The organism is Prosthecobacter sp. (genome assembly GCF_020439865.1).
Classification (GTDB): Bacteria; Verrucomicrobiota; Verrucomicrobiia; order Verrucomicrobiales; family Verrucomicrobiaceae; genus Prosthecobacter.
The window spans coordinates 1-21,643 of record NZ_JAGRPF010000157.1 but is presented as its reverse complement, the minus strand read 5'-3'; the positions used below and the strand labels follow the sequence as shown (position 1 = coordinate 21,643).

General features: G+C 59.3%; 20 protein-coding genes. 7 read left to right on the top strand and 13 right to left on the bottom strand.

The features are described from left to right. The first annotated feature begins 172 nt into the window (after positions 1 to 172). Together KDL09_RS19420 and KDL09_RS19415 are read left to right on the top strand one after the other, a co-directional pair. Positions 173 to 847 carry a family 16 glycoside hydrolase gene (locus KDL09_RS19420; RefSeq protein WP_294388906.1) on the top strand — a complete coding sequence of 225 codons (675 nt, stop codon included), beginning with the start codon at positions 173 to 175 and terminating at the stop codon, positions 845 to 847. A 55-nt stretch (positions 848 to 902) separates the two neighbouring features. Then, entirely contained in the window at positions 903 to 1,682 is a 780-nt protein-coding gene (locus KDL09_RS19415) for a cyclic nucleotide-binding domain-containing protein (protein ID WP_294388904.1), read from the top strand. On the opposite strand, the gene KDL09_RS19410 is transcribed toward KDL09_RS19415, so the two are convergent. Next, positions 1,660 to 3,060, bottom strand: a complete 1,401-nt coding sequence (locus KDL09_RS19410; protein ID WP_294388902.1) for a mandelate racemase/muconate lactonizing enzyme family protein — start codon at positions 3,058 to 3,060, stop codon at positions 1,660 to 1,662. The genes KDL09_RS19415 and KDL09_RS19410 overlap by 23 nt on opposite strands. Before the next feature lie 80 nt (positions 3,061 to 3,140). Here KDL09_RS19410 and KDL09_RS19405 point away from each other — a divergent pair, with 80 nt between their 5' ends. Continuing rightward, the gene (locus KDL09_RS19405) at positions 3,141 to 3,926 is read left to right on the top strand and encodes an amidohydrolase family protein (RefSeq protein ID WP_294388900.1); all 786 of its coding nucleotides are present in this window, start codon (positions 3,141 to 3,143) and stop codon (positions 3,924 to 3,926) included. Positions 3,927 to 3,928: 2 nt separating this feature from the next. On the opposite strand, the gene KDL09_RS19400 is transcribed toward KDL09_RS19405, so the two are convergent. Continuing rightward, positions 3,929 to 4,321 carry a DUF4339 domain-containing protein gene (locus KDL09_RS19400; protein WP_294388899.1) on the bottom strand — a complete coding sequence of 131 codons (393 nt, stop codon included), beginning with the start codon at positions 4,319 to 4,321 and terminating at the stop codon, positions 3,929 to 3,931. A 50-nt stretch (positions 4,322 to 4,371) separates the two neighbouring features. On the opposite strand from KDL09_RS19400, the gene KDL09_RS19395 reads away from it, so the two are divergent. Further along, positions 4,372 to 5,196, top strand: a complete 825-nt coding sequence (locus KDL09_RS19395) for an amidohydrolase family protein (protein ID WP_294388898.1) — start codon at positions 4,372 to 4,374, stop codon at positions 5,194 to 5,196. 13 nt (positions 5,197 to 5,209) lie between these two features. On the opposite strand, the gene KDL09_RS19390 is transcribed toward KDL09_RS19395, so the two are convergent. Continuing rightward, on the bottom strand, positions 5,210 to 6,475 hold the full coding sequence (locus tag KDL09_RS19390) for a glycosyltransferase 87 family protein (protein WP_294388896.1): 1,266 nt from the start codon (positions 6,473 to 6,475) through the stop codon (positions 5,210 to 5,212). A gap of 218 nt (positions 6,476 to 6,693) precedes the next feature. Then, a complete protein-coding gene (locus tag KDL09_RS19385; protein WP_294388895.1) occupies positions 6,694 to 8,076 on the bottom strand; it encodes an FAD-dependent oxidoreductase in 1,383 nt (460 codons plus the stop codon). Here KDL09_RS19385 and KDL09_RS19380 point away from each other — a divergent pair. After that, complete coding sequence (locus KDL09_RS19380; protein WP_294388894.1) at positions 8,037 to 9,581, top strand: hypothetical protein; 1,545 nt, start codon at positions 8,037 to 8,039, stop codon at positions 9,579 to 9,581. The genes KDL09_RS19385 and KDL09_RS19380 overlap by 40 nt on opposite strands. Here the strand turns inward: KDL09_RS19380 and KDL09_RS19375 are convergent. The 4 genes from KDL09_RS19375 to KDL09_RS19360 form a co-directional block, all read right to left on the bottom strand. Further along, positions 9,523 to 10,149 (bottom strand): GNAT family N-acetyltransferase, encoded by a 627-nt coding sequence (locus KDL09_RS19375; protein ID WP_294388892.1) that lies wholly within the window; start codon positions 10,147 to 10,149, stop codon positions 9,523 to 9,525. The genes KDL09_RS19380 and KDL09_RS19375 overlap by 59 nt on opposite strands. After that, a complete protein-coding gene (locus tag KDL09_RS19370; RefSeq protein WP_294388890.1) occupies positions 10,146 to 10,985 on the bottom strand; it encodes a 3-keto-5-aminohexanoate cleavage protein in 840 nt (279 codons plus the stop codon). Before KDL09_RS19370 ends, KDL09_RS19375 begins: the two co-directional genes overlap by 4 nt. A 102-nt stretch (positions 10,986 to 11,087) precedes the next feature. Further along, complete coding sequence (locus KDL09_RS19365) at positions 11,088 to 12,368, bottom strand: Mur ligase family protein (protein WP_294388888.1); 1,281 nt, start codon at positions 12,366 to 12,368, stop codon at positions 11,088 to 11,090. A gap of 56 nt (positions 12,369 to 12,424) precedes the next feature. Further along, positions 12,425 to 13,852: a hypothetical protein gene (locus KDL09_RS19360; protein WP_294388886.1), complete on the bottom strand. Its 1,428-nt coding sequence runs from the start codon at positions 13,850 to 13,852 to the stop codon at positions 12,425 to 12,427. Positions 13,853 to 13,877: 25 nt separating this feature from the next. Between KDL09_RS19360 and KDL09_RS19355 the strand changes: the two genes are divergently transcribed. Then, the gene (locus tag KDL09_RS19355; protein ID WP_294388885.1) at positions 13,878 to 15,041 is read left to right on the top strand and encodes a hypothetical protein; all 1,164 of its coding nucleotides are present in this window, start codon (positions 13,878 to 13,880) and stop codon (positions 15,039 to 15,041) included. Position 15,042: 1 nt separating this feature from the next. Here KDL09_RS19355 and KDL09_RS19350 read toward each other — a convergent pair whose 3' ends face one another. The 5 genes from KDL09_RS19350 to KDL09_RS19330 all read right to left on the bottom strand — a co-directional run bounded on the left by KDL09_RS19350 (position 15,043) and on the right by KDL09_RS19330 (position 20,857). Beyond that, positions 15,043 to 16,461 carry an FAD-dependent oxidoreductase gene (locus KDL09_RS19350; protein WP_294388883.1) on the bottom strand — a complete coding sequence of 473 codons (1,419 nt, stop codon included), beginning with the start codon at positions 16,459 to 16,461 and terminating at the stop codon, positions 15,043 to 15,045. A gap of 20 nt (positions 16,462 to 16,481) precedes the next feature. Then, positions 16,482 to 17,297: a glycosyltransferase gene (locus tag KDL09_RS19345; RefSeq protein ID WP_294388881.1), complete on the bottom strand. Its 816-nt coding sequence runs from the start codon at positions 17,295 to 17,297 to the stop codon at positions 16,482 to 16,484. Between the two features lie 25 nt (positions 17,298 to 17,322). Continuing rightward, positions 17,323 to 18,279 (bottom strand): polysaccharide deacetylase family protein, encoded by a 957-nt coding sequence (locus KDL09_RS19340; protein WP_294388878.1) that lies wholly within the window; start codon positions 18,277 to 18,279, stop codon positions 17,323 to 17,325. A gap of 20 nt (positions 18,280 to 18,299) precedes the next feature. Further along, the gene (gene wecB / locus KDL09_RS19335; protein WP_294388876.1) at positions 18,300 to 19,475 is read right to left on the bottom strand and encodes a UDP-N-acetylglucosamine 2-epimerase (non-hydrolyzing); all 1,176 of its coding nucleotides are present in this window, start codon (positions 19,473 to 19,475) and stop codon (positions 18,300 to 18,302) included. Positions 19,476 to 19,606: 131 nt separating this feature from the next. After that, positions 19,607 to 20,857, bottom strand: coding sequence for a glycosyltransferase family 39 protein (locus KDL09_RS19330; protein WP_294388874.1), 1,251 nt, complete (start codon positions 20,855 to 20,857; stop codon positions 19,607 to 19,609). Positions 20,858 to 20,977: 120 nt separating this feature from the next. Between KDL09_RS19330 and KDL09_RS19325 the strand changes: the two genes are divergently transcribed. Then, positions 20,978 to 21,643: TIM barrel protein (locus KDL09_RS19325; RefSeq protein WP_294388872.1), on the top strand; the 666-nt coding region annotated here is incomplete at its 3' end.

Below are 21,643 nucleotides of genomic sequence, written 5' to 3'. Positions count from 1 at the left end.
TCGCTCTGGTGGAGGTTTCGAAGAAAGGATGGAAAATGGTCAGCAGCTTCAAGCTCGAAGCACAGAGCTCCCAGCGCGCTCGCGACGGCCGTATCTGGACCCATCCCGTCATCAGCAACGGCAAGCTTTACCTGCGTGATCAGGAGTTCATCTCCTGCTATGATGTGAAAGGATGATCAGACACGCCCTCAAACGGATCGGAGGCAGGGCCGCATGGCTCTGCCTCTTTTTTGTACTCGCGCAGTGCGGACCTGCGTCGCAAAACATCTTTCCTCTGAATGGTCTGCAGTTCGCCAAAGCATGGAAGCAGGCTGACATCCCAGAGTCTGGGAAAGTCGTCTTCACACCCGCTCAGCACATCGACAAGGGCCAGATCGAACTGTTTCCCGGCCAGCCGATGACCGGCGCGGTGTTCAGTGAGAAACGATGGAAATCTTCACTCATGCCGGTGATACGATACTCTATCGAGTATGAGGCCATGCGGGTCGAAGGAAATGACTTCTTCGGCACCGTCACATTCCCTGTGGACGACTCCCACGTCTCGCTCGTTGTCGGCGGATGGGGCGGTTCGCTCGTCGGCATCTCCAACATCGACGACATGGATGCCAATGAGAACAACACGCGCGGCAACGGCACCTTTGAAAACAACCGCTGGCACCAGGTGCGCATCGAGGTGCGCGACAACGACATTCAGGCATGGATCGATGGCAAACTCTTCGTCAATGTAAGCACCAAGGGGCACAAGCTTGGCCTGAGGGCCGGTGACATCGAAAAATGCGCTCCTTTTGGCTTTGCCAGCTACGCGACCCATGCGCGCATTCGCAAGGTGGTCATCCGACGGCTCTGAATGACTGCGCACGTGAGGCTTGACCAGACAAGCCCACCCGGTACTCTCCTGCCGCATGGCCACCGAACATTTTCAGCGAGGACATGTCATTTTCCGCGAGGGCGAAAAATCCCAAGAGGCTTACTTTGTCGTGAGCGGAATGGTCGAGGTTTCGATCAACACCTCACACGGAGTACAATCGCTCGCCAAGATCGGACCAGGCGAGGTTTTTGGCGAGATGGGAATGATCATGGACCGCCCGCGCTCCGCCACCGTCACCGCGATCGAAAACACCACGGTCGAAACCATCGGCGAGGGCGACTTCGAACAGCAGATCGTCCAGCGACCTGAACGCCTGCATGTGTATCTTGCCACGCTCTTCGAGCGCATCCGCAAAACCGACCTACTGCTGACCACGACCACCAACGCCACGGTACCGCTGACTCCGAAGGCCAGACCGGCCAAGGAACCTGTCTTCCGGGTAAAGCTTCGTTCGAACTACACCGACACCGGCTTCAACCACGAACCCGTGGAGAAGACCATCACGAAGCTGCCTTTCCGTATCGGCCGCGCTTACTTCGACACCGCTGTATCGGCCCTCGCCCGCAACGACCTCTCCATTGAGGAATCCGCACCCTACCAACTCTCACGCAATCACTGTGAAATCGACTTCGAACACGGTCACTTCATTCTGCGTGACCGCGGCAGCAAGCTCGGCTCCTGGGTGAATGGCGAGCACGTCTCCGTGGACGCCGGCTGCATCACCAGCCTGCTGAAAACCGGCGAGAACAAGATCATCTTCGGCAACGGCGACAGCCCGCACCGCTATACGATCACGATTGAGGAGCTGCAGTAAGCTCGCGCTTCACCTCCTCCGCACGATAACCGAAACCTGGGCCGCCAAGGGTGCTCAGATCCACGATGCCGTTGCGACGCTGGAACAGTCCTGGATGGATCTGCTGCTCAGGCAGTGAAGCGTCCGGATAGAACTGCATCGAGTTGCACTCCACGCCTTGAATGGTTCCTGCATGCGCGGCGAGGCGCACGTGCGGAATCATGGCGAGCATCGGATTCGTCAAATCCTGCACCATGAGGGGCATGCCGTGCGCCTTGGCCCAGCACAGGCTCAACAGCGCACCCGTCTGCGTCTTGCAGGTCTTCAAGGCCACGCCTGACCAGCCGAGACGACGGCCAAGACGCACAAATTCCCAGTCATGCGCACTTTCATCAAGGAACAGCGGCTTGCGCGCTGAAACGCTGCGCACATCGATCTGATGCGCCTCAAGGTCATACGGGAAAGGCTGCTCGACGTACAAGGTGCGAGCATAGATCTCCGGTTCGTCGCGCAGCAGCCTGTCCATGATCTCGTTCACGTAAGCCGGCTCCTTCACCGTGCAGTTGAAGTCCGCACTGAGCCAGCGCACGCCGCCCGCGAAGCCGATGCGACCCACGCGCACCATGCGCTCGTAGTCCCACGCGGCGTCCGTGCCGCGCAGCTTGATCTTGAGACACTTCAGGCCGTCACGCTGAATCCAGTCGGCCAGCAAAAGAGGATGTTCGTCCTTCGGTTCACTACCGGTCAAATCGGATGCCTCAAGGGCATCCACGCCTCCGACGAGATGCCAGACAGGAAGTTGCTTCGGCGCGTCCATCACCAGGTAATCCTGCGGATAACGCCCTGAGAAATCAATGCCACTGCCATCTTCCGGCGTGATGAATGCCGAGAGGTCTCGGCTCATGAACTCCGCATTGTAAGTCGTGTAGATGTCACGGTTGTGCAGCACTCCATACGCGTCATGCACGGCAATGTCGAAGGCGCTGAAGGCCACGAGGGAACCCAGATAGGGCATTTCATCACCACCCGCCGCTGCATTGGCCTCCTTGAAGGTCGCCGCCAGCGGACCGTGCATGAAATCCTGGCCGATCTCCATCGGATGCCCTGCAAAGCCGCTCTCCACCAGCCGTTTGGCCAGAAGCATCGAAAAGTCCTGCATGCGCTGCGCACGCACGGCCACACTCAAAGAACTGGGCCACACCCAGGACACGCTCAACGGTGTTTCCCCCCAGCCTTGGGCCGTTTTGCCATTCTGGTCGGTCACCGTCACCCGCACACGCAGGCACACCGCGCTGGTCACAGTCTCCGGACCGAACTTCAGCGGCACACGCATCGTAACGGGAAGGAAGAAAATTTCGGCGGCGGTGACACGGACATCGGTGGGTTTGGTTGTGGGCATGATTTCAAAGTGAAGCGAACACTCCCAGTCGCAAAGAAAACATTGCCGCCCAGAACGGCTTCCGCTTCAATTCCATCACCATGCGCATCTGGGACCTGCACTGTCATCTCTCCGGCGTCCCCGGCCTCACACCTGAGGAACGGCTCAAGCATCTGCTTGTTTATGCCGACCGCATGGGGATCGAGCGGCTATGTGTGTACATGGGCCTGAAGTGGTCCCAGGATCCGTCACCGGCGGATCTCGTGCAGCAGAACAACGACGTTCTGCGCGCTCTGGCCAAATACCCCGATCGCACGTTCGGCTTTGTGTATCTCAGCGCCAAACATCCCGCAGAGAGCCTCGCCGAACTCGAACGCTGCGTCGCCAAGGGCCCCATGGTGGGCGTGAAGTTGTGGGTGGCGGAAAAATGCAGCGTGCCGGCGATCGACGCGATCATCCGGCGTGCCGCGGACCTAAAGGCCGTGATCTTCCAGCACACCTGGTTCAAGACAAACGGCAACTATCCCGGCGAATCGACGCCCGACGATCTCGTGTCTCTGGCAAAACGGTTTCCCCACGTTCCCATGATTTGCGGTCACACCGGCGGCACGTGGGAACTCGGCATTCGCGCAATCCGTGCACAAACAAACCTCTATGCCGATCTCGCCGGTTCCGACCCCACCGCCGGCTACACGGAGATGGCCGTGCGCGAACTCGGCGCTTCACGCGTGATCTACGGCAGCGACTGTGGCGGACGCAGCTTCGCCAGCCAGCTTGCCAAAGTTCATGGCGCGCAGATCAGCGATGCGGACAAACAAAAAATCTTCTGCGACAACCTGCGCGGATTGATGCTGCCGATCCTGAAGGCCAAGGGCGTCCAGGCGTGACCTCAGTTCTCTTTCTTTTTGCCGAAGCCAAAGAGGCGTTTCAAAAAGCCGCCGCTTTCTTTCGTCTCGGCGGCTTTGGTCGTCGGGGCATTCGGCCCTGCCAGACGCCGTGCACCCGCATCGGCTTTTTCTTTGACCGGTTTCTTCGCCGTCTCAGGCGGTCTGCCGGCCGGTGTGGGCAGAGACGCCGCCCACCAGGCGGGAGCAAGCACCGCAACCGACTGCCATGCCTCGAGCCCGGCATGCCAGACGAGAGAATCCGACGCCAGCTTCTTGGCCCGGACGAGTTCGGTCATGGCCTGATCGTCCATGGGTCCCTCGGCGGCTCCGGCGTTGTTGTAGTACCAGTTCATTGTGCTCTGTTTCAAAGCTACGCGTGCATCAAACCGGCGCAAGGCGGGAGGAAATGCTTTTCTCCCCCCGCCGAATCGTTCATGCTGGCCGCATGAACCGCCGGAATTTTATTCTGCGCTCCAGCGCCGCACTGGCGGCATCATCGTTGCGTGCAGCTGATGAGCTGAAACTGACTGACTGCCATGTCTATCTCGGTTCGCATCCGTTTCGACGACTCGCGGCTGAGAACGCACAAGAGTTCGTTCAATCCTTGTCCAAGCGAGGCGTCACGGAAGCCTGGGCCGGTGCGTTTGAAGGACTGCTGCGTCGCGACGTGGCGGAGGTGAACCGAGAACTCGCCCGCGCCTGCCGGAACACGATGCTTCGCCCCTGTGGCACGATCAATCTTTCGCTGCCGGACTGGCAGGATGATGTGAAACGCTGTGCCGAAGACCATGGCATGCGCGTGATACGCCTGCATCCCAACTACCATGGCTATGACCTGGAAACGCCCGCGTTTCCAGAACTGCTCGGCCTGACAGCTAATCATCGGATGATCGTGCAACTGGTGGTGCAGATGGAGGACGAGCGCACGCAACATCCTCAAGTCCGAGTGCCTACCGTCGATCTCCAACCGCTATCGGAGATCATGGAAGCGGCAAACGAAGCGCGAGTCATGCTGCTCAATGCAAACGCGGCGATGGTACTGCGGCATTTGCAGCATTGCCCGAACACGTGGCTCGACTTCGCCATGGTCGAAGGTGTCGCCGGCGTCGAAAACCTGCTCAAGTCCTGGCCGGCCAACCGGCTCGTGTTCGGATCGTACGCTCCGGTGTTTTATTTCGAGTCAGCGACGCTCAAGATACAGGAGTCAGCCCTCGACGCTGAGCAGATGCTCGGCATTCGATGGCAGAATGCATCTGGGTTGGTCACGTGAGGCGAACACCATCTTACCGACTGTGCGACTCTGTCTGGCCGGTGCCACGTTCCAACCGGAACAACAGCAGCCCCATCTCAACCACCAGCATCGCCAGCACGACGTTGAAGGACTGATGCAGCAGATGCATCATCGGAGCAGACAACCCGGCATCGTCCACTCCGCCGGGTACATAGGCCAGGTACAGGACATAGGTGATGAGGCGTCCGCGTTGAAACGGCGTGAAGGCAAAAGATACAGGGGCGCAGGCGAGCAGCAGCACCGGGAGGGTGTACATGTGGGCAAAGATTCTCGTTGAGATGGCCAGGACGGCGAGCAGCTCCAGCACCGCCAGCCAGATGAGCAAATGAGTGCGATCTTCCTTGCTCCTGCGCAGCCACAGCCATCCAAGCCCGACCAGCAGCGCCAGCAGCAGCAGTGCCCCCAACAACTGTGACGGAAGCATGAAGTCCGGAAACGTCCGGTTCCAGGACCGAAATGGCAGCCACACGGTGAGCATCCGGCTGAAATGGAAAACCTTTCCATTCCCATGAAGAACATCCGCGAAAATGGTGATCGGATTCGCGTGGATGATACGGCAGAGAACGAGATGCACCACGAGGTGAATACCGCCGCCGACCAGCAGGCAGCGCCAACGCCACTGAAGGATGAAGAGGAACAGTACCAGCGGCCAGATGAGAGCGTACTTGAAGACGCCCAACGCCAACAGCAGTCCAGCGAGCAACGGTCGTCCGGAGGAGTCTGCGCGAAACGCCGCCAGCACAAATGCCAGGGAAAAGAGGGAAGCCTGCCCCATGGCCAGACAGCTCCAGAACGGGATGCCGCAAACCCAGAGGCAGACCATCAAAGCTTGGTCGGCGGCGGCTGGAAGAGTTCGTCCCATCATCCATCGCATGGTTTGAATCAGCAGAATGGTCGACCCCAGACTGACGAGAAGCCATACCACCCTCACCACGAGAAAGGGAAACTTGGCCAGCAGCAGAACGGGCAAAAGGGTGGAAGGAAAATAATCCGGGTCCAGCAGATGCCCGGGGCCAAGAAGCTCCTCAGCTCTCTGTTCCAACGTGTCGTCCAGAGCCAGCTGATAGATGTTTTCGCCCATCAGGATCATCCGCACCTCGTTATGGCGCAGCAGCAGATCTTTGGAACCGGTCAGCACCGCACGAGGCGTGCGGTTGGAATCTGAGGGCTCGGCAAGAGCAAAATACATCCCGACGCCAAGAAAGGCTGCAGCAAACACCACCGCGCCCACACGGACGACACGCAGCAGCAGAGTCATGGCTTGATCATTTTTCATCGGAAGCAGGCATGCGCAAAAAGGTCAGATAAACCGAGAGACAAAGCAAAACCAAATAAACGTTGTCGAGCACGTGCCCGAAATGGTGCCCTCTGGCAGTTGCAACCCACCCGTCTTCCGCACCACGACGGGACAGATCGACAGCACGAAGAGGATCACGCGAATTCGTCCGGCCTGCGAAAGCCTGGAATCCGCCGTTCTCATGGCCGGTTCTGTTCCTGCATGAGTGCCTCCACCGCATCATGGCCCAGTCGAAGCATGTCGTGCGTGTGCGTGTAGCGAAATTCGCCGTTGCGGCCAAGAATCGTGAGGTTTTCGAACCGGGACGTCGCGTCCAAAATTCGCTTCACGACGTCCTGGATGCCGGCTTCGAGTACCGGATAGGCGTTTGGAATGCGTTTCACACATCCGCCCGCCAGTTCGTCCTCGCGGTACCAGCCGCAGCCCTGGAGCTTGTCCGCAACGAGGCGTATCAGTTGATCGTCATCCTGCTTCCAGATCTCATCGGTGGACCAGCAGGGAATCTCCACTGCCAGCATGGTGCGTCCTTCAGGAGCCATGGCGGCGCTGCGGTTCCGAGGCTCATACACCCTTGTCATCGGATATCCCGGGTCAGGAAAATAGACCGAACCGACGCGCGTGACTGAAGGCTTGTTCAAATAGAGGGCCACGAGCACCACTTGCCGGAACTTCAAACGCGCGATGTCGCTCTCGATCGAAGCAGGAAGTGCGCGACCAAGCAGCCTGGCCGTCAAAGAAAGAGGAAGAGTGCTGATGACTCTGGACACCGGCATGGTTTCCTCCCCATTGACCTCCACGGCATGTATGCGGCGCCCGTCATGCTGAAATCCCGTGACACGTGCGCCGGCCCGCAGTCGTTCCTGGCCGCAGGAGGCAGCCAGTTTGTCTGCGATCGTGCCAAACCCAAGCCGTGGATAATAGAAGTGCCCGTCGAGGTGCGCTGACTTGGCATTCTGCCCCCGAAAGGTCTCCAGCCAGAACGTGCGCAGATCCAATCCTTGAAGACGTTTGCCGGAAATCGACGGACAAAGCTGCGATCCGGGCAGCCCCCACAGCTTCTCCGAGTAGCCCAGTAGAAAACGGTCGGCGATGTCACGGCCGTAGGTGCGAACAGCCTGATGCTCAAAGGATTCGAGCGATCCACTGTTCCCTATACGGGCGGAAAGCAGGTCGCCCGCAGCACGCAGGCTGGACCGCACACCAAGAGCGCGGAGCAGATTGAGCGGAGAGAGCGGGAAATCGACAAACTTCCCGTGATGGTAGATCTGGCTTGGAATAGCGCACTCCAGCAGCTCGTCACCGAGCAGTGACTTGATCTCCGCTGTCATGGCGCGATCGCGGTCATGAAAACGGTGTGCTCCCGAATCAAACCGAAACCCGTCCTCGACAAAGGTCACCGCATTGCCGCCGAAACGGGAGGATGCTTCCAAGAGTTGGAATTCGAGACCGGCTTTCCGCGCAAAATGGCCGGTGGCCAGTCCCGCAGGGCCGCCGCCCAAGATGATCAACGGGGGGTTGCCTGATGGAACGGATGATGAAGAGACAGACGGAGGGACGGGCATTTTTTGCTATGTCCTGCATTGAGGCCGATGTTCAAGGAGAGTTTCCTCCGTCCAAGCCAAGGCGTTTCTGCGTTGACAAGCCCGGGGAAACACGACCAGAGAGGCCGTGTCGGGTTGTGTCGATCCGTCTTCAACCAGCCATGGCGATCGTTTTCCGAATCCGCGACTTTTTCCACCCGCTGCTCATCAACCGGCTGCGCTGTGAGTTTGAACGCAACCAGTGGAAGGCGCCCGAGGCGCTGGCGGACATGCAGGAAAAGCGCCTGAATGAGATACTTGCGCACAGCTACGCCAGCGTGCCGATCTACCGGGCGAAGTTCGATGCGGCAGGATTGAAGCCCTCGGACATCCGGACGAACGAAGACCTGAAAAAGCTGCCGGTCCTGAGCCGTGCCGAGGCTAGATCAGCAGGAAAAGCCCTGCATGCCTCGCGCCTTCGCGGACTGCATCCGGTCGAATATCACAGCAGCGGGACATCGGGAACGCCGTTTGCCATGCTGCACGACAAGAACGCCAATGCGCTCGAATTTGCCTACTACTGGCGGCATTGGAGCTGGGCCGGTTACAGACTGGGGGACTCGTTCGCGGATTTGGGCTCGGTCTACTTTCTCACCCGCAAGTCCGACGACATCCAAGCCTGGCAGCCGCTTTTGAGACGCCTAAACCTGAGCAGTCATCAGGTTTCGCCCACCAACGCACCTCTGATGGCACGAGAGCTGGAACGTCGCGACTGTAAAATACTCAAAGGCGTGGCATCGACGGTCTACCACCTCGCCTTAAGCATGGAGGAGGCCGGCGTCCGGCCGCGACCGCTGCGCGGCGTAATTTCCACCGGCGAGACGTTGCTGCCGCACCAGCGTGCATTGATCAAAGATATATTCGGCTGCCTGATCTTTGACTCGTACGGTCACATGGAACGGACCGTGGCCGTCTCACAGTGCGAGAAAGGTGGACGGCATGTGAACAGTGACTACGGCCTGCTCGAATTTACCAACATCCGCCCATCCCCCGACGGAACGACCCTCCTCGCCGAAGGCCTCGGCACCGGTCTGCACAACCGTGCCATGCCATTCATCCGCTACGAGACAGGAGATACGTTCGAGCTGTTCCGTGATCCGCAACCATGTCCATGCGGACGCACCTTTCCGCTGGTGAAGGCGATTCACGGCCGGCAGGAGGAATGCGTGGTGACTCCGGACGGCCGCCATCTCACCTCACTCTTCGTGCTTCCTGAGTTCGTCACAGGCTTGCGCGAGACCCAGTTCGTTCAGGAAAAGGCTGATTCTCTGGTTATCCGCGTGGTGACCGGAAACGAGTTTGACGCGAACCAGGAAGAACAGTTGAAGTCGTTCACGCAAAGGCTCACCGGGCCATCCATGCGGATAAGCATCGCGAGATGTCAGCGGGACGATCTGGTCCGGGCCCGCAGCGGCAAATTCCGCACGGTCATTCCTTTGCAGTCTTCCACGGCCGACAAAAGTCCCGCCTCCACGAGCCCAGTTTGAAACGGCCGATGACGGCATAAGGTGCGAAACCGGCCTTGGCATGCGCCCGCAGTGCAGGCTCATTCCCCGGCACGGTGGCACGAACCGCACGTTGAAATCCGCTTTCATGAAACCTGCGCAGCATTTCAACGCTGAGAACAGGAGCAATGGAATGACCACGAAAAGCGGGGCTGGTGAACGCGCCGTTGAGATAGACGTCTCCCGGTTCCAGCGGCATTCTCAGGTCCAGAAAACCGAGGCGCGCACTGCCTGTGCTGGCCCACATGACGGCTGCCAGCTTCCCGTCCACACGCGCAGTCAGGCACCGATCTCCTTGCTGCAGCCGGTCCGCGACCTTACCATCCGGCGTTCCGTAAACGAGCTCCTTGTAATCCGCCTCCGCTTCCGAATCCAGCCAGTCGATGACCAACGGCAACGAGGCGCGCAGTTCAGGGAAAGGCTCGTTCAACGATCGTTGCAGCAAAATCAGGCGGCGGTAGCCGAATGCCGCCACGGACCGGACGAAGAAACTGCGCCAGCCTTCATGGCGTGCAACCCTCCAGACACGACGGGGAAAGCTCTCACTCATGCCTGTGGTGAGCGTTTTTGATTGTAGAAACCGAGCCGGCCAAACTCAGCCGGCTTCATGACCGGCCTTTCAAAAACGGCGGCCAGTTCGTGAATGCGACGGAGCAGTTCCAAGTTTGTCGCCAGACGAGTCCGCCCGGCATCGAACCAGAGATTGTCCTCGAGTCCCACGCGCACGCCGCCGCCCTCGAGCATGGCGAGAGTGTTTGCACGAAGCTGGGACTTCCCTATGCCCGCCAGCGACCAGATCGCCCCGTCAGGCAGCTGATTGATCAGGAGTCCGACCTGTTGAAGGTCGTCCTGCGCCGTTGCGACGTTCCCAACAAGAATGTTGAAGTAAAATGGCGGCTTCAACACTGATTTGCCGATGAGGAATTTCGCGTAGTTGATCATGCCGCCGTCAAAGCACTCCAGTTCCGGGTGCACTCCATGATGCTTCATCTTCTCTACCAGCTTCGCGATCATGTCGGGGCTGTTCATACTAGGCTCCTGCGCAAAGTTCATCGAGCCGAGGGTCAATGACGCCATGTCCGGCTCCAGTTCGAGCACTTCCGAGCGTTGCTCGAAAGCCGGGAATGTTCTTCCGCTCAACGAGGCGCAGATCACCAGGTCGGGACAATGCCGCCTCACTCCTTCGAAGATCTGTGCGTAGATTCGGCGCTCGTACGCCGGTCTGCCGTCCGGATGACGCGCGTGCAAGTGGGCGAGCGTGACGCCGGCTTCCCATGCCGCGTGGACATCCTCAATGATTTCCGTTGGCGACACTGGCACATGCGGTGTCATCTCCTTGACCGGAATCATTCCCGTCGGGGTGTAGTTGATGATCAGTTCCCGCATTGATGTACAACCGTTAGCATTTGGGATCGAAAATTATAGCGCGGACACGTTGACGCACACAATTAAAAGCACGGTTCAGGCCGCACGTTTTTCCGAATCCCCTCAGCCGCTTTCCAATCTGTTGCATGCGTCACACTCCATGTCACCCACCTGGCAGAGACGGATGTCACAGCGCACCTGACGCCCCTGCAGGGCGAGGATGACCCTGCGCAAACGATCGGTGGTGCGTCCCTTGATGAGGACGACATCTCCTTCGCATAATTCCGCACGCAGAAGCTCCGCAGCCTTCAATACGCCCACATCCGAACCGCCGGTGATGGCATCCGGGGACATCCCGGAAGAAATGGCTCCCCGGGCTGTGTCCCGCATTCGGCTGGAGCCTATGAGAATAGCGCGCGAGGCCATGCAGCCCACACGCTTTCCGATCTCACGGTAAAGCCGGTGCTTGCTTCCCACGGGCTCGCCTACATCCCCCAGGACAACGATGCGCCGGCGTGCCGGAATTTGCTCAAAGGCGTCCAACGCTGAGAAGAAGCTCTCTTGTGACGCCTTGTAGTCGTCGCAGAGCAATCGTGCGCCATTCTGCAGAAGAAGCATCTCCATGCGGCCTGCGACGGGTTTGAGAGATTCCAGCGCGCTAACTGCGGCATCGAGATCCACGCCCTCGGCGATGGCAACGGCAATGGCAGCGAGCAAAGGATAGACCATGTGCCGGCCATGAAGCCTGCTCCTCACCTGGCGCCTCTGTCCGCCTGCGTGAAGCGTGAATCTGGCTCCGTGGGGCCAGTCAACGGCAAACTCCTCCGCACGCACGTCGTTCGCGGCGCCAAAGCCATAGAAGATCGTTCGTGCCTTTGTTTCTCCTTTCATCCAGACAACATTGGGATCATCTCCATTGAGCACAGCCAGACCTTCGGCTGAGAGAGCACGCACCATGGCGGCCTTTTCCCAACGCGTAACCTCCAGGCTTGGCAGTGATCGGTTGTGGTCACTGCCGATGGTGGTGACTACCGTCACTTGTGGGCGCAGGATGCGAGCGTAATGCCTCATCTGCCCCGGCTTGGCGATGCCCACCTCGAAAACCGCCCGAGGAGTTCGCGGACGCACCCGCAGCAGGCGCCACGCGACATCACTCCACGAGTTCCTGTTGTCCCGTCCGTTATCAGGCAGTCCGAGCACTGCGCACACCGCGCTCTGCGCCGTCGTCTTTCCCTGGGACCCAACCACAGCAATGATGCGCGTCTTCCGCACCACGAGACGGCGGTACAGCGCTGCAACTGGCGCGAACAGAGGAAAGCTGGCATAATTCCAAGCGGCGGCACACTTGGCCCGGCCCAAAGACGTGCACACGAGATCTGGTAAATCACGGAGATGAAGGGCCATCTTGGAAGACGAGCTAACCACGTGTCCCTCCCGACACCACAAGTATTTTGAAAGCCTCACACATAACGAAACCCCAGTTCGGCAACACGGCTGAGAAGATGCTTCAAATGGGCGGGGTCTCTTCCGATAAAGATGATCTCCATGCGCGACGCCCCTGCCGGCCCCAGGCCAAAACGGTTTATGACGCTGGGTAAAATACCTCCCTGATCGAGCGTCACCGGATTGAGCAGATCCGTCCCGAGTCGCTGACTGAGCTGCTGCATGTCTCGCACCGGTCCCAGAAAAACCATCCACTCAAACAGCCAGACGAAACGACGGCCCGTCCGCTCACTAAGGTCGGCCACCACGGACCAGGGCCTCATCGTGTTGGTGGCACGAATGTTGGGATCAATCACCACAAAGCGCAGTCCTTCCGAACCGCGCATGAGAAACCCGTCCACACCGGCCGGCGCCTCTTCGTAGCCCGCAGCCTGCATCCACCGGCCGAGTCCCGGCAGGCTGGCGCGAATCGCGTCACACTCGTCCTCCGACAACGCCTGCTCGCAACGTGCCCCACGAAAGCCAAAACCGTTCACGATCTGGTCCACAACGACCACGGGGGCGAACTGCCCGCCGGCCACATAGCCGTGAAGGCTGACATTTCGCCCCTGCTTCGATGGCGGTATGAAAGGAACCACGATCACCTGACCGGACGTTCGCAGCCGGCTCCATGCACGGCTTGCCTGCGATGACGTTCGTGTGAGCGAGAGACCAAAACCACCTGCGCCCCGCCCGGTTCTCAGAATGCAGCCTGCGCCGTACAACTTGTTAAGTTCCTCGAATGCAGCCGGCACTCCATCCACCGTCTCCGGAACGCGCACCGGAAGAGTTTCGAATCCGTAAACACGCCCCGCTTCAGCCAGGCGCGACTTGTCGTTGAGGGCCGCGTAAGTTTCTGACGATGCCTCGCAACCCACGCACCTCAGCCCCAGCCGCTTTGCCAGTTCCACCGCGGCAGCGTCCTTGTATCGGAAGAAGATGCCTTGGAGTGAAGAGTCGGCACGCAACCGGGCGATCAATTCACTGTCCTTGAGAAAAGAAGCTGTCACCGGAACGCGCGGACGATAGGTCGGGCAGATAACTCGTTCAGGGCCAAGACCAAGCGAACGATGATAGGCCAGCAGTTCCGGCATCGGAGGCGTGGCGGCAATCATGTTGGGACTCAAGCTGACCCCTTGCCCGCGTCCCCGGTCATTGAACCGGTTGACGAGGGTGCCTGATTCACCATCGCCGCCGTAGGAGTGCAGGAGGTCACGCCGCCGCAACAAGTGCAGCAGGGCACGCGCCGCGACAACATCTGTGATCCCCTTCTGTTCCCAGACGGATGTGCCTGCCGATGTGTGGAGAGATGAGTGCATTAAATTTGGGTGAACTGTGCGCCCGGGCACATTCTTCGGCCAGAAAAAAACAGAAGCCTCATGTTGCAGTGTAGATTCGGCCAACATGCAACGGTATTGCATGCGAACACGCATGATCCAAACCGTCGAAAAATATGTAAAACGACTCCTGTCACTGCTGCTGCCCGTGACCAACTGGCGGGTGCCGGTATCACTGAAACATGGCCTGTCACGTTCCTCCGGCCATCCGGTGACCCTGCTGGCAGCAGGCATGCCGCGGGTGTGCGACTACATCGCACTGAGACTCTTCAAGAGCAAACCTCGGACAGAGCCGGTGGGAATGATTCCTGTGTGGAAACTGACGCAGACCCTGAACAGGCTTCAGGCTTCAGCCGATCTCACCGTCGTCGGTGTGGACCGCCTGACAGCACGGCGTTTTTTTGACCAGTCCTGGCTGCAGTCTCCGGCCTGGATTGCCTCGTGGATGCCCGTTCCTGAAGACCTTCAAGCGTTCGCCCACTCCCACTCCCGCGTGGAGGGCGACATGCGTTATCTAAGAAGGAACCATTTCGGACGCAGGTTTTCGGTTTCGAAGGCGGACTTCGACACCTTCTATGATCATTTTTACAAACCCTACATCGCTCGGAGACACGGTTCGCTGGCCTATCTCAGACCTCGATGGAGTCTGCGCCGGCAGTTTAAACGTGGAGGCATACTATGGATTCACCGTGAAGAGGAGGTTCAAGCAGCTGACATCGTCTACGTCAACCATCGAACACTGCACCGGGTGGCCCTCGGAATCGCAGACGGGAGGATGGAGCTGCTGCAACAGCGGGCGCTCGCCGCGCTCTACGTCCACTCCATCGGACATGCGCGTGACATGCACTGCACGGAGATTTTTCTCGGAGGCAGCCGCCCCTTCCTGTACGACGGCGTGTTTCAATACAAGCGCAAGTGGGGCGCGGTCGTCTGCGAGCACCCCGAGGTCAACTACCGCATGCTGCTGCGCTGGAATCGCCTGGAAGGACCGGTGGCGGAGTTCCTCTCCCACTCCCCGGTGATTCACTACGACGGGAAAGATCTCTCTGGCTTGTGGTCCTGCCCCCCCGAACTTTGCCGCAGCGCCGAACTGCTTGAACGGGAGATCCGCCAAACCGTATCCCCAGGACTGCGCCGCCTGCGCGTGCTGCTGCCGGACGAACCACCACCCGGATACGTCTGCCCGCCTGACGTCGAGTTGGTCAGCCTGCAGGAACATGCTGGCTCAGGGCCCGAGGCGCTTCGCGCCCTGAAGTGACTCACGCCTTCGCCACGGCAGGACGCAGGGGCTGCGCACTGGCGCGGGGCTTGGTAAGCTTCAATTCCGCCGTTCGCGAGCCAACGGCGGTGTCTGCCGTCGCAGTGACTGGGGCCGACACTCCTACCCCCATGGCAGCAAGTGTCCGCTCAGCCTGAGTGACACTGCCGTTCCAAGAAGTGACGACAGGATAGACCTGCGCGGTGTTGGCGAGATAGACTTTGCCAGTGACCAGTTCTTCCGGCGGACGCAGTTTCATCTGGTTGAGTTTGTAGATCGGCTCCACAAACGATGCGCGGAAGATATGAGTGGCCTCAATGTCACTATCTTGCAGCTGAGGGAAAAGCTCCTGCAATGCGGGAATCCAATAGGCGCGGATGCATTCGTCACCGACGCTGAAACGTTCGTCGTCACGATGAAGGTATTTCGTGAGATACACCACATGCCGTTGACCGCGGTCCGCAGTGTCGGTCAGCGTCGAGGTCTCGACCACACCGTCGAATGGATGCTCGCTACCTGGAGTCGCCAGCCAGTAGTGGGTGGTGAGCGGCTTCTTGAGGAAAAGCAGGCAGTTGATCACCCCCTGATAGTCCGTCGTGGTGTCGAGCGGTGGCATCTCGCGACGCATGGCGGGCCCAACAATCTTTTCCACCTGCGGAGTCGGCAGCGTGATGACGATCTGATCGAAGCTCTCCCTGCCAGCATCAGTGGTGACAACGGTGCGGCCGTCGTCATCGAGATCGACGGACTGCACCGTCGTGTTAAGACGGATTTCAGAACCAAGCGCCTGCAGCACACGGGCGAACGTGTCGGTGATGTGCTTGTACCCTCCTTTGATGTAGCCTTTGCACTCGCCTTTTGATTCGCCCTTCTCACGGTTGAACCGTGTCCAAAACCAGAGCGCCGGCACATCATGATGGCGGTCACCGAATTTGGCCTCCAACATCGGACGCCAGAACTTCGCAAACGCACGGTCGCCAGAGAGACGCGTGAGCCATTTCACCGTGGTGATCTGGTCGAGCCCCTTGTCCGAAACGAGACGGCCATACAGTCCGGTGATGCCGACACGGATGCGATCAATGAAACGCAGCGGTGCAAACTTCAGCAGATCGACGGCCGTGTTGAGCGGGAAGAACCGTCCCTCATGGGCATAGGCGAAAGTGGTGGGCTTCCAGTACACCTCGTCGCGAATGCCCAGTGTCTCCAGCACACGCAGCAACGGTCCGTCGCTCGGCAGCATGCAGTGATAGAACTTTTCGAACGTGCGACCGTCATGTTCGAAGAACGTCCCGAGACCGCCCAACTGCTCCGATCCCTCCATCAACGTCACCCGATGCCCCTCCTGCGCGAGACGCAGAGCGCAGGTGAGGCCGGAAATGCCGCCGCCGAGGACGGCAATGGATTTGGAAGGAGCAGACATGAAGCGCGGATGGGAAAGGGTTATGCCTGGCGGCGGACCTGACGGCGAAGCTCTCCCAGAGAGGGTTCGCTGGAATCCTGCAGCACGTCCTTCGCCCAGTATCTGCCGATGACGTTGAAGTAGCGGCGAATGGTGCGCATGATGCGCATCTTGCTGACGCCGACCTTGAGGTCGTAACGCAGCGTGTAGGGAATCTCAACGGCCCGGGCACCAACCCAGCGCAGGCTGAGCAGAAGTTCGAGCATGCAGGCGAAGCTGGACTCCTCGAGGAACTTGGGACCGGCATTTTTGATGAGACGGCCCAAGGTGAGACTGCGATAGGCACGAAAGCCGGTGGAGTAATCGCGCGCGTTGCGATACGGAAGCAGCGATTTCATCATCAGGAAGCAGCCCCAGCTGAGCACCTGGCGGAAGAACGGAACGCCCTGCACCACACTGCCCGCCTGAAAGCGCGAAGCGATAACGACATCAGCATCGCCCTCCTGAATCACCTTCACCATGTCCTGAATGTACACAGGGTTGTGCGTGTTGTCGGAATCCATGACCACAACGACCTCACCGATGTGCCAGCCCTCGCGGAGGCCGGTCTGAATTCCCTCGCCGAGTCCTTTGTTCACCTCATGCTGGATGAGCTTCAACGGCATGATCTTTGCCGCCTCGCGGGCGATCTCCGCAGTGCGGTCCTTTGATCCGTCATCGACCACAACGACGGTGTATTTGAAGGGCATGTCCGCCAGGGTCGTGCGGATGTTCTCAAGGAGGCTTGGCAGATCCTTCTCTTCGTTGTAAGCGGGGAGAACGATGGCGACTTCGTTGACCTGTGTAGGTGTCTTCATGGGTGTTAACGCGTGTGGGTTTGAGTTAGGCGTGCAGGGTGGAAAGGCGTGCGGATGCGGCACCTGGCAGGACTGAGGCGGCGGCATGCTCGCTCATGGTTCCCGTCTGCCAGTGCTGCTGGAGGCTTCGAATTGTGTGTTCGATGAGCGCCGTCTTCCTGGCGGCAGGCAGTTTCATTCCAGGAAAGAAGTTCATCTCCGGCACATCCTGCTCGTCGAGGAAGTCCGTGGGATGCAGCAGCAGCGAAGGAGCCACACCACGCACGCGGCAGAGCGTGACCGCCGTGTTCCAATAAAACTTCGCGAGCCACTCGGACTTCTGCGCGAGAAACATCAGGTAGGTCGTGTGCATCGGCAGGCGCAGCAGCGGCATCGTGGTCACCGGCACCTCGACGAGGCCATTTTCCCATGCGAAGGGCTGAAGCGTTCCGAACGCGTCGCTGAACTTGCCGTAGAGACCTTTGCGCTGCTCCTTTTCTTCGGCGGAAAGCTTGGAGTTCAGGAAGAAGAACAGACGCGCCACCGGACCGAGCGCGCTCGGAAAAATGGAGGCGTCGTAGGCGTAGCCGCGCTCGGCGAGCACATCGCGCACCAGCGGCGAGGTGCTGAAGCCAGGACCACGAAACCCGCGTGTCGTCTTACCGGTGACGGAGGCGATCGCATTTTCGGCATCGCGGATTTCCTGATGAAGCTGCTCACGGCTGTAAAGGTGCAGCCAGGGCTCGTGCATGAATGAATGATTCGCGATCTCATGCCCGGCGGCGGCGATGCTCTTCAATGCCGCACGGTTCGACTCCATGGTCGCATCCTGACCGACGATGAAGAAGGTGATGCGCTGCCCGCAGCGGTCGAGCGTGTCCAGAATGCGCGGCACGACAAGATCCAGATAGCTCGGAAAAGTCTCCCACCCAGGAGCTCCCTGAGTCTTCAGGTAGCTCCAAAGATTGTCGAGATCGAGCGAGATGCTGGCTGCAGGCTTCATGAGGCGAGAAAGGAAGAAACTCAGGCGGCGAGACGCATCGGCTTGACGACGGAAGTCGTGTTTTTGGCACCCAAAAGCAGGTCGCAGATGCGTTCAGCGGTCTGTCCATCGCCAAACACATCGCGGGAGCGGCTAGCGTTCGCGTGCCAGACTTCGTCGATCAAGGCGGTGCGCAGCATTTCACGCAGACGTTCGGGAGATTCACCCACGAGGCGTGCGACGCCGCACTCGACGGCCTCGGGACGCTCCGTGTTCTCACGAAGGACGATCATCGGCTTGCCCAGCGCCGTGGCTTCTTCCTGAATGCCGCCGGAGTCGGAGACGATCAGCCAGGTGCCGGAAAGCAGGTGCACAAAATCACGGTAGCCCATCGGATCGGTCAGCCGAATGCGCGGATGGTGGTCTAGCTCAGCGGCGACGGCGGAACGCACGTTCGGATTCGGATGAACCGGGAAAATCATGCACAAATCCGGTTCGCTCTCGATGAACTCACGCAATGCACGCAGATGCTGACTCATTGTCTCGCCAAAGTTTTCACGACGATGGGTGGTGACGAGCACGAGACGTTTTCCCGCCGCCCACTGCTGCATGAGTTCCACAGTCTTGCTTGGCCGCGTGGTGGCCAGCGTTTGCCGCAGCGCATCCACAACAGTGTTGCCAACCAAGTGAATCGAATCAGCGTCGACACCTTCATCCAACAGTGTGCGACGGTTGCGTTCCGTCGCGGCAAAGTGATAGCCGGCGATCTGCCCCACCAGACGGCGGTTCATCTCTTCCGGAAACGGGCTGAGAGGATTCCCGGAACGCAGCCCGGCCTCCAGATGACCCACGGGAATGCCGCGATTGAAGGCAGCCAGCGATCCCATCACTGCGGAGGCCGTATCTCCCTGCACGAGCACCAGGTCTGGCTTTTCAGAGGTCAGCACCGGATCCAATCTCTCCAGCAAGCGGCTTCCGAGCGCATTCAGGCTCTGCCCCGCCACCATCGCTTCCAAGTTGTGGTGTGGACGAATGCCGAACAATTCAAACAGCGGCTGCAGCAGGTCGGTGTGCTGGCCGGTATTCACTGTAACGAGACCCGCGCCGCGGTTTTCCAGCGCTTTGATCATCGGCGCAAATTTGATCAACTCAGGACGGGTGCCCAGGCAGACAAGAACCTTGGAAGGCCGGAAAGCGGATTTGCTAGTTGAATTCATAATTACCATGATAAACCGCACTTTATCATAGGCAAGGTGATTTTATGGAAATTATCTTTTTTGCGGCTTAATTACTCCGCATCTTCTCATTTGTGAGAATCCACGGACCCGGACACAATCATGTGTCTCCGTCAGCTCAGCCTAAGCCGAATGTGTTTCGACAGCACCGCCCCCACTCCCACGCCGATCCAAGGCCAGATCACCGCTGTGTACCGCGGAAGGCCCGGCAGCAGGCTCGTTCCCCCGAGATAGATGAATGAGATGCCAGCCAACATCACCACTTCCAAAGGAACCGTGCGCCAGGATCTCAGACCAATGCCCAGCACTGCCAGCACCAGCAATACAATGGGGCCGTTTACCAGCACCAGCACCACCGTCGTCAATTCCTCCGGCAGAAAAGAACGCGGAAAGCCAAACACGAGGCGGCTCCAGTTGCAGATCCAGTTTTTGATGACCCCCTTGGGGTTGGCTCGGATATTTTCGAATGCTTTCTCCCTGAGCGCGGCTTCGCGTTCCTTCACCGGCAGATAGAAATGGGTCTGATAGAATTCACGATGACCACGGGCGACCAGTTCCGGCATGTTCTGCGCATCCTCTTCGGAAAACCAATGACCGTTTTCACCTTCCTTGGTGCTGGTGGCCCAATACAGCAGTTCGCCACCGTTCGTCGACCAGCAGAGGACGTCTCCGGTTTTCGAATGCGTATAGAGCAGCCAGGGACTGCTCATCACGAAAGCGAGCGTCATCACCGCCAGCGTACGCAGCAGTCCCGCGCGCTGACTTTTCCAAAACGGCAGAAACAGAACGATGAACACAAGGCTGGCCATGATCACATTGCCAAAGAACACCCGGGTGAGCGTCAGCCAGGCAAAGGCGAACGCGGCGGTCGTGATCGGAATCCAGCCTGGCTTTTCCCTTCTCAACGCCGTCGTGAAGGCCCACGCAAAACCCGCGATGCAGCACAGCGCCAGTGCCTCAGTCATCAAATAGGGAGCCGTCCGTGCAAGACTGGGATGTAGGGCTGTCACCAGCGCCACGGCCAGCGCCCAACGCCGACCCGCATATGGAAGAACCGCACGAAAACTGAACCATGCCGCCAGCGCCATGAACACGGCGTTCAGCATCCGTAATCCCACCAGCGGCACCTTCAGGGCCACCAGAGGTGCGAGAGCCAGCGGATAACCCGGCCCATTAAGGAGGTCCTGCATCTCAGGCGTCAGATAGAAGCTCTGCGTCAGATTTTTTGCGAACCACAGATAGCGCCCTTCATCCCAGATCAAGTCCGGACGATGAGCCAGGATCGTGACGACCACGTAGAGCAACAACGTGCCGCCGAACAGCAGCACTTCGAGGCGTTGGGTGGAAGATTCCTCTCGGGACATCCGGTACGGTCCGCCCCTGATGGGTGTTTTGTCAAAGAACAATCCCTTCGCAGACGAACTGTTCCTTGCGCATGCGCTCCCTGCGGCCATGAATCACGCTCCAACTCCCCTTCCCCGACCATGATCAAACTCACCGGCATCGCAGACGAAGCAGGCGCATCTTTGGATGTGCAAATCCAGGCCCACCAGGAACTCGGTTGGGACAGCATCGAGTCCCGCATCGTCGAATTCGACGGCGTGAAGGGCAACCTGCACGAAATCCCCGACGCCGTGTTCGACAAGGTCGTCGCCCGTCTCGAGGAGAAGGGCATGAAAATCAGCGGCTTCGGCTCCCTCATCGGCAACTGGGCCAAAAAGATCACCGATGACTTCAGCGTCACCGAGGCCGAGATCGGCCGCGCCATCCCGCGCATGCAGCGCCTCGGCGCGAAGCTGATCCGCGTGATGAGCTACGCCGTGTGCAAAACCGACGGCAAGGATGACGAGGAGCAGTTCGCCCCCGAGCGCATCAAGCGCATGAACGAAATCAACAAGCGCTTCGCCGATGCCAGCCTCACCGTCGTGCATGAGAACTGCATGAACTGGGGCGGGATGAGCCCGACTTACGTGAAGCGCATGGCCGAGGCCGTGCCCGGCATGAAGTGGGTCTTCGACACGGGCAACCCCGTCTTCATGGACGACCGCGACAAGCCCGGCAACAAGCAGGATGAGTGGGAAATGTATCAGGCCATCAAGCCACTCATGGCCTACGTTCACGTCAAAGACGGCACCTCGGACAAGGCGAAG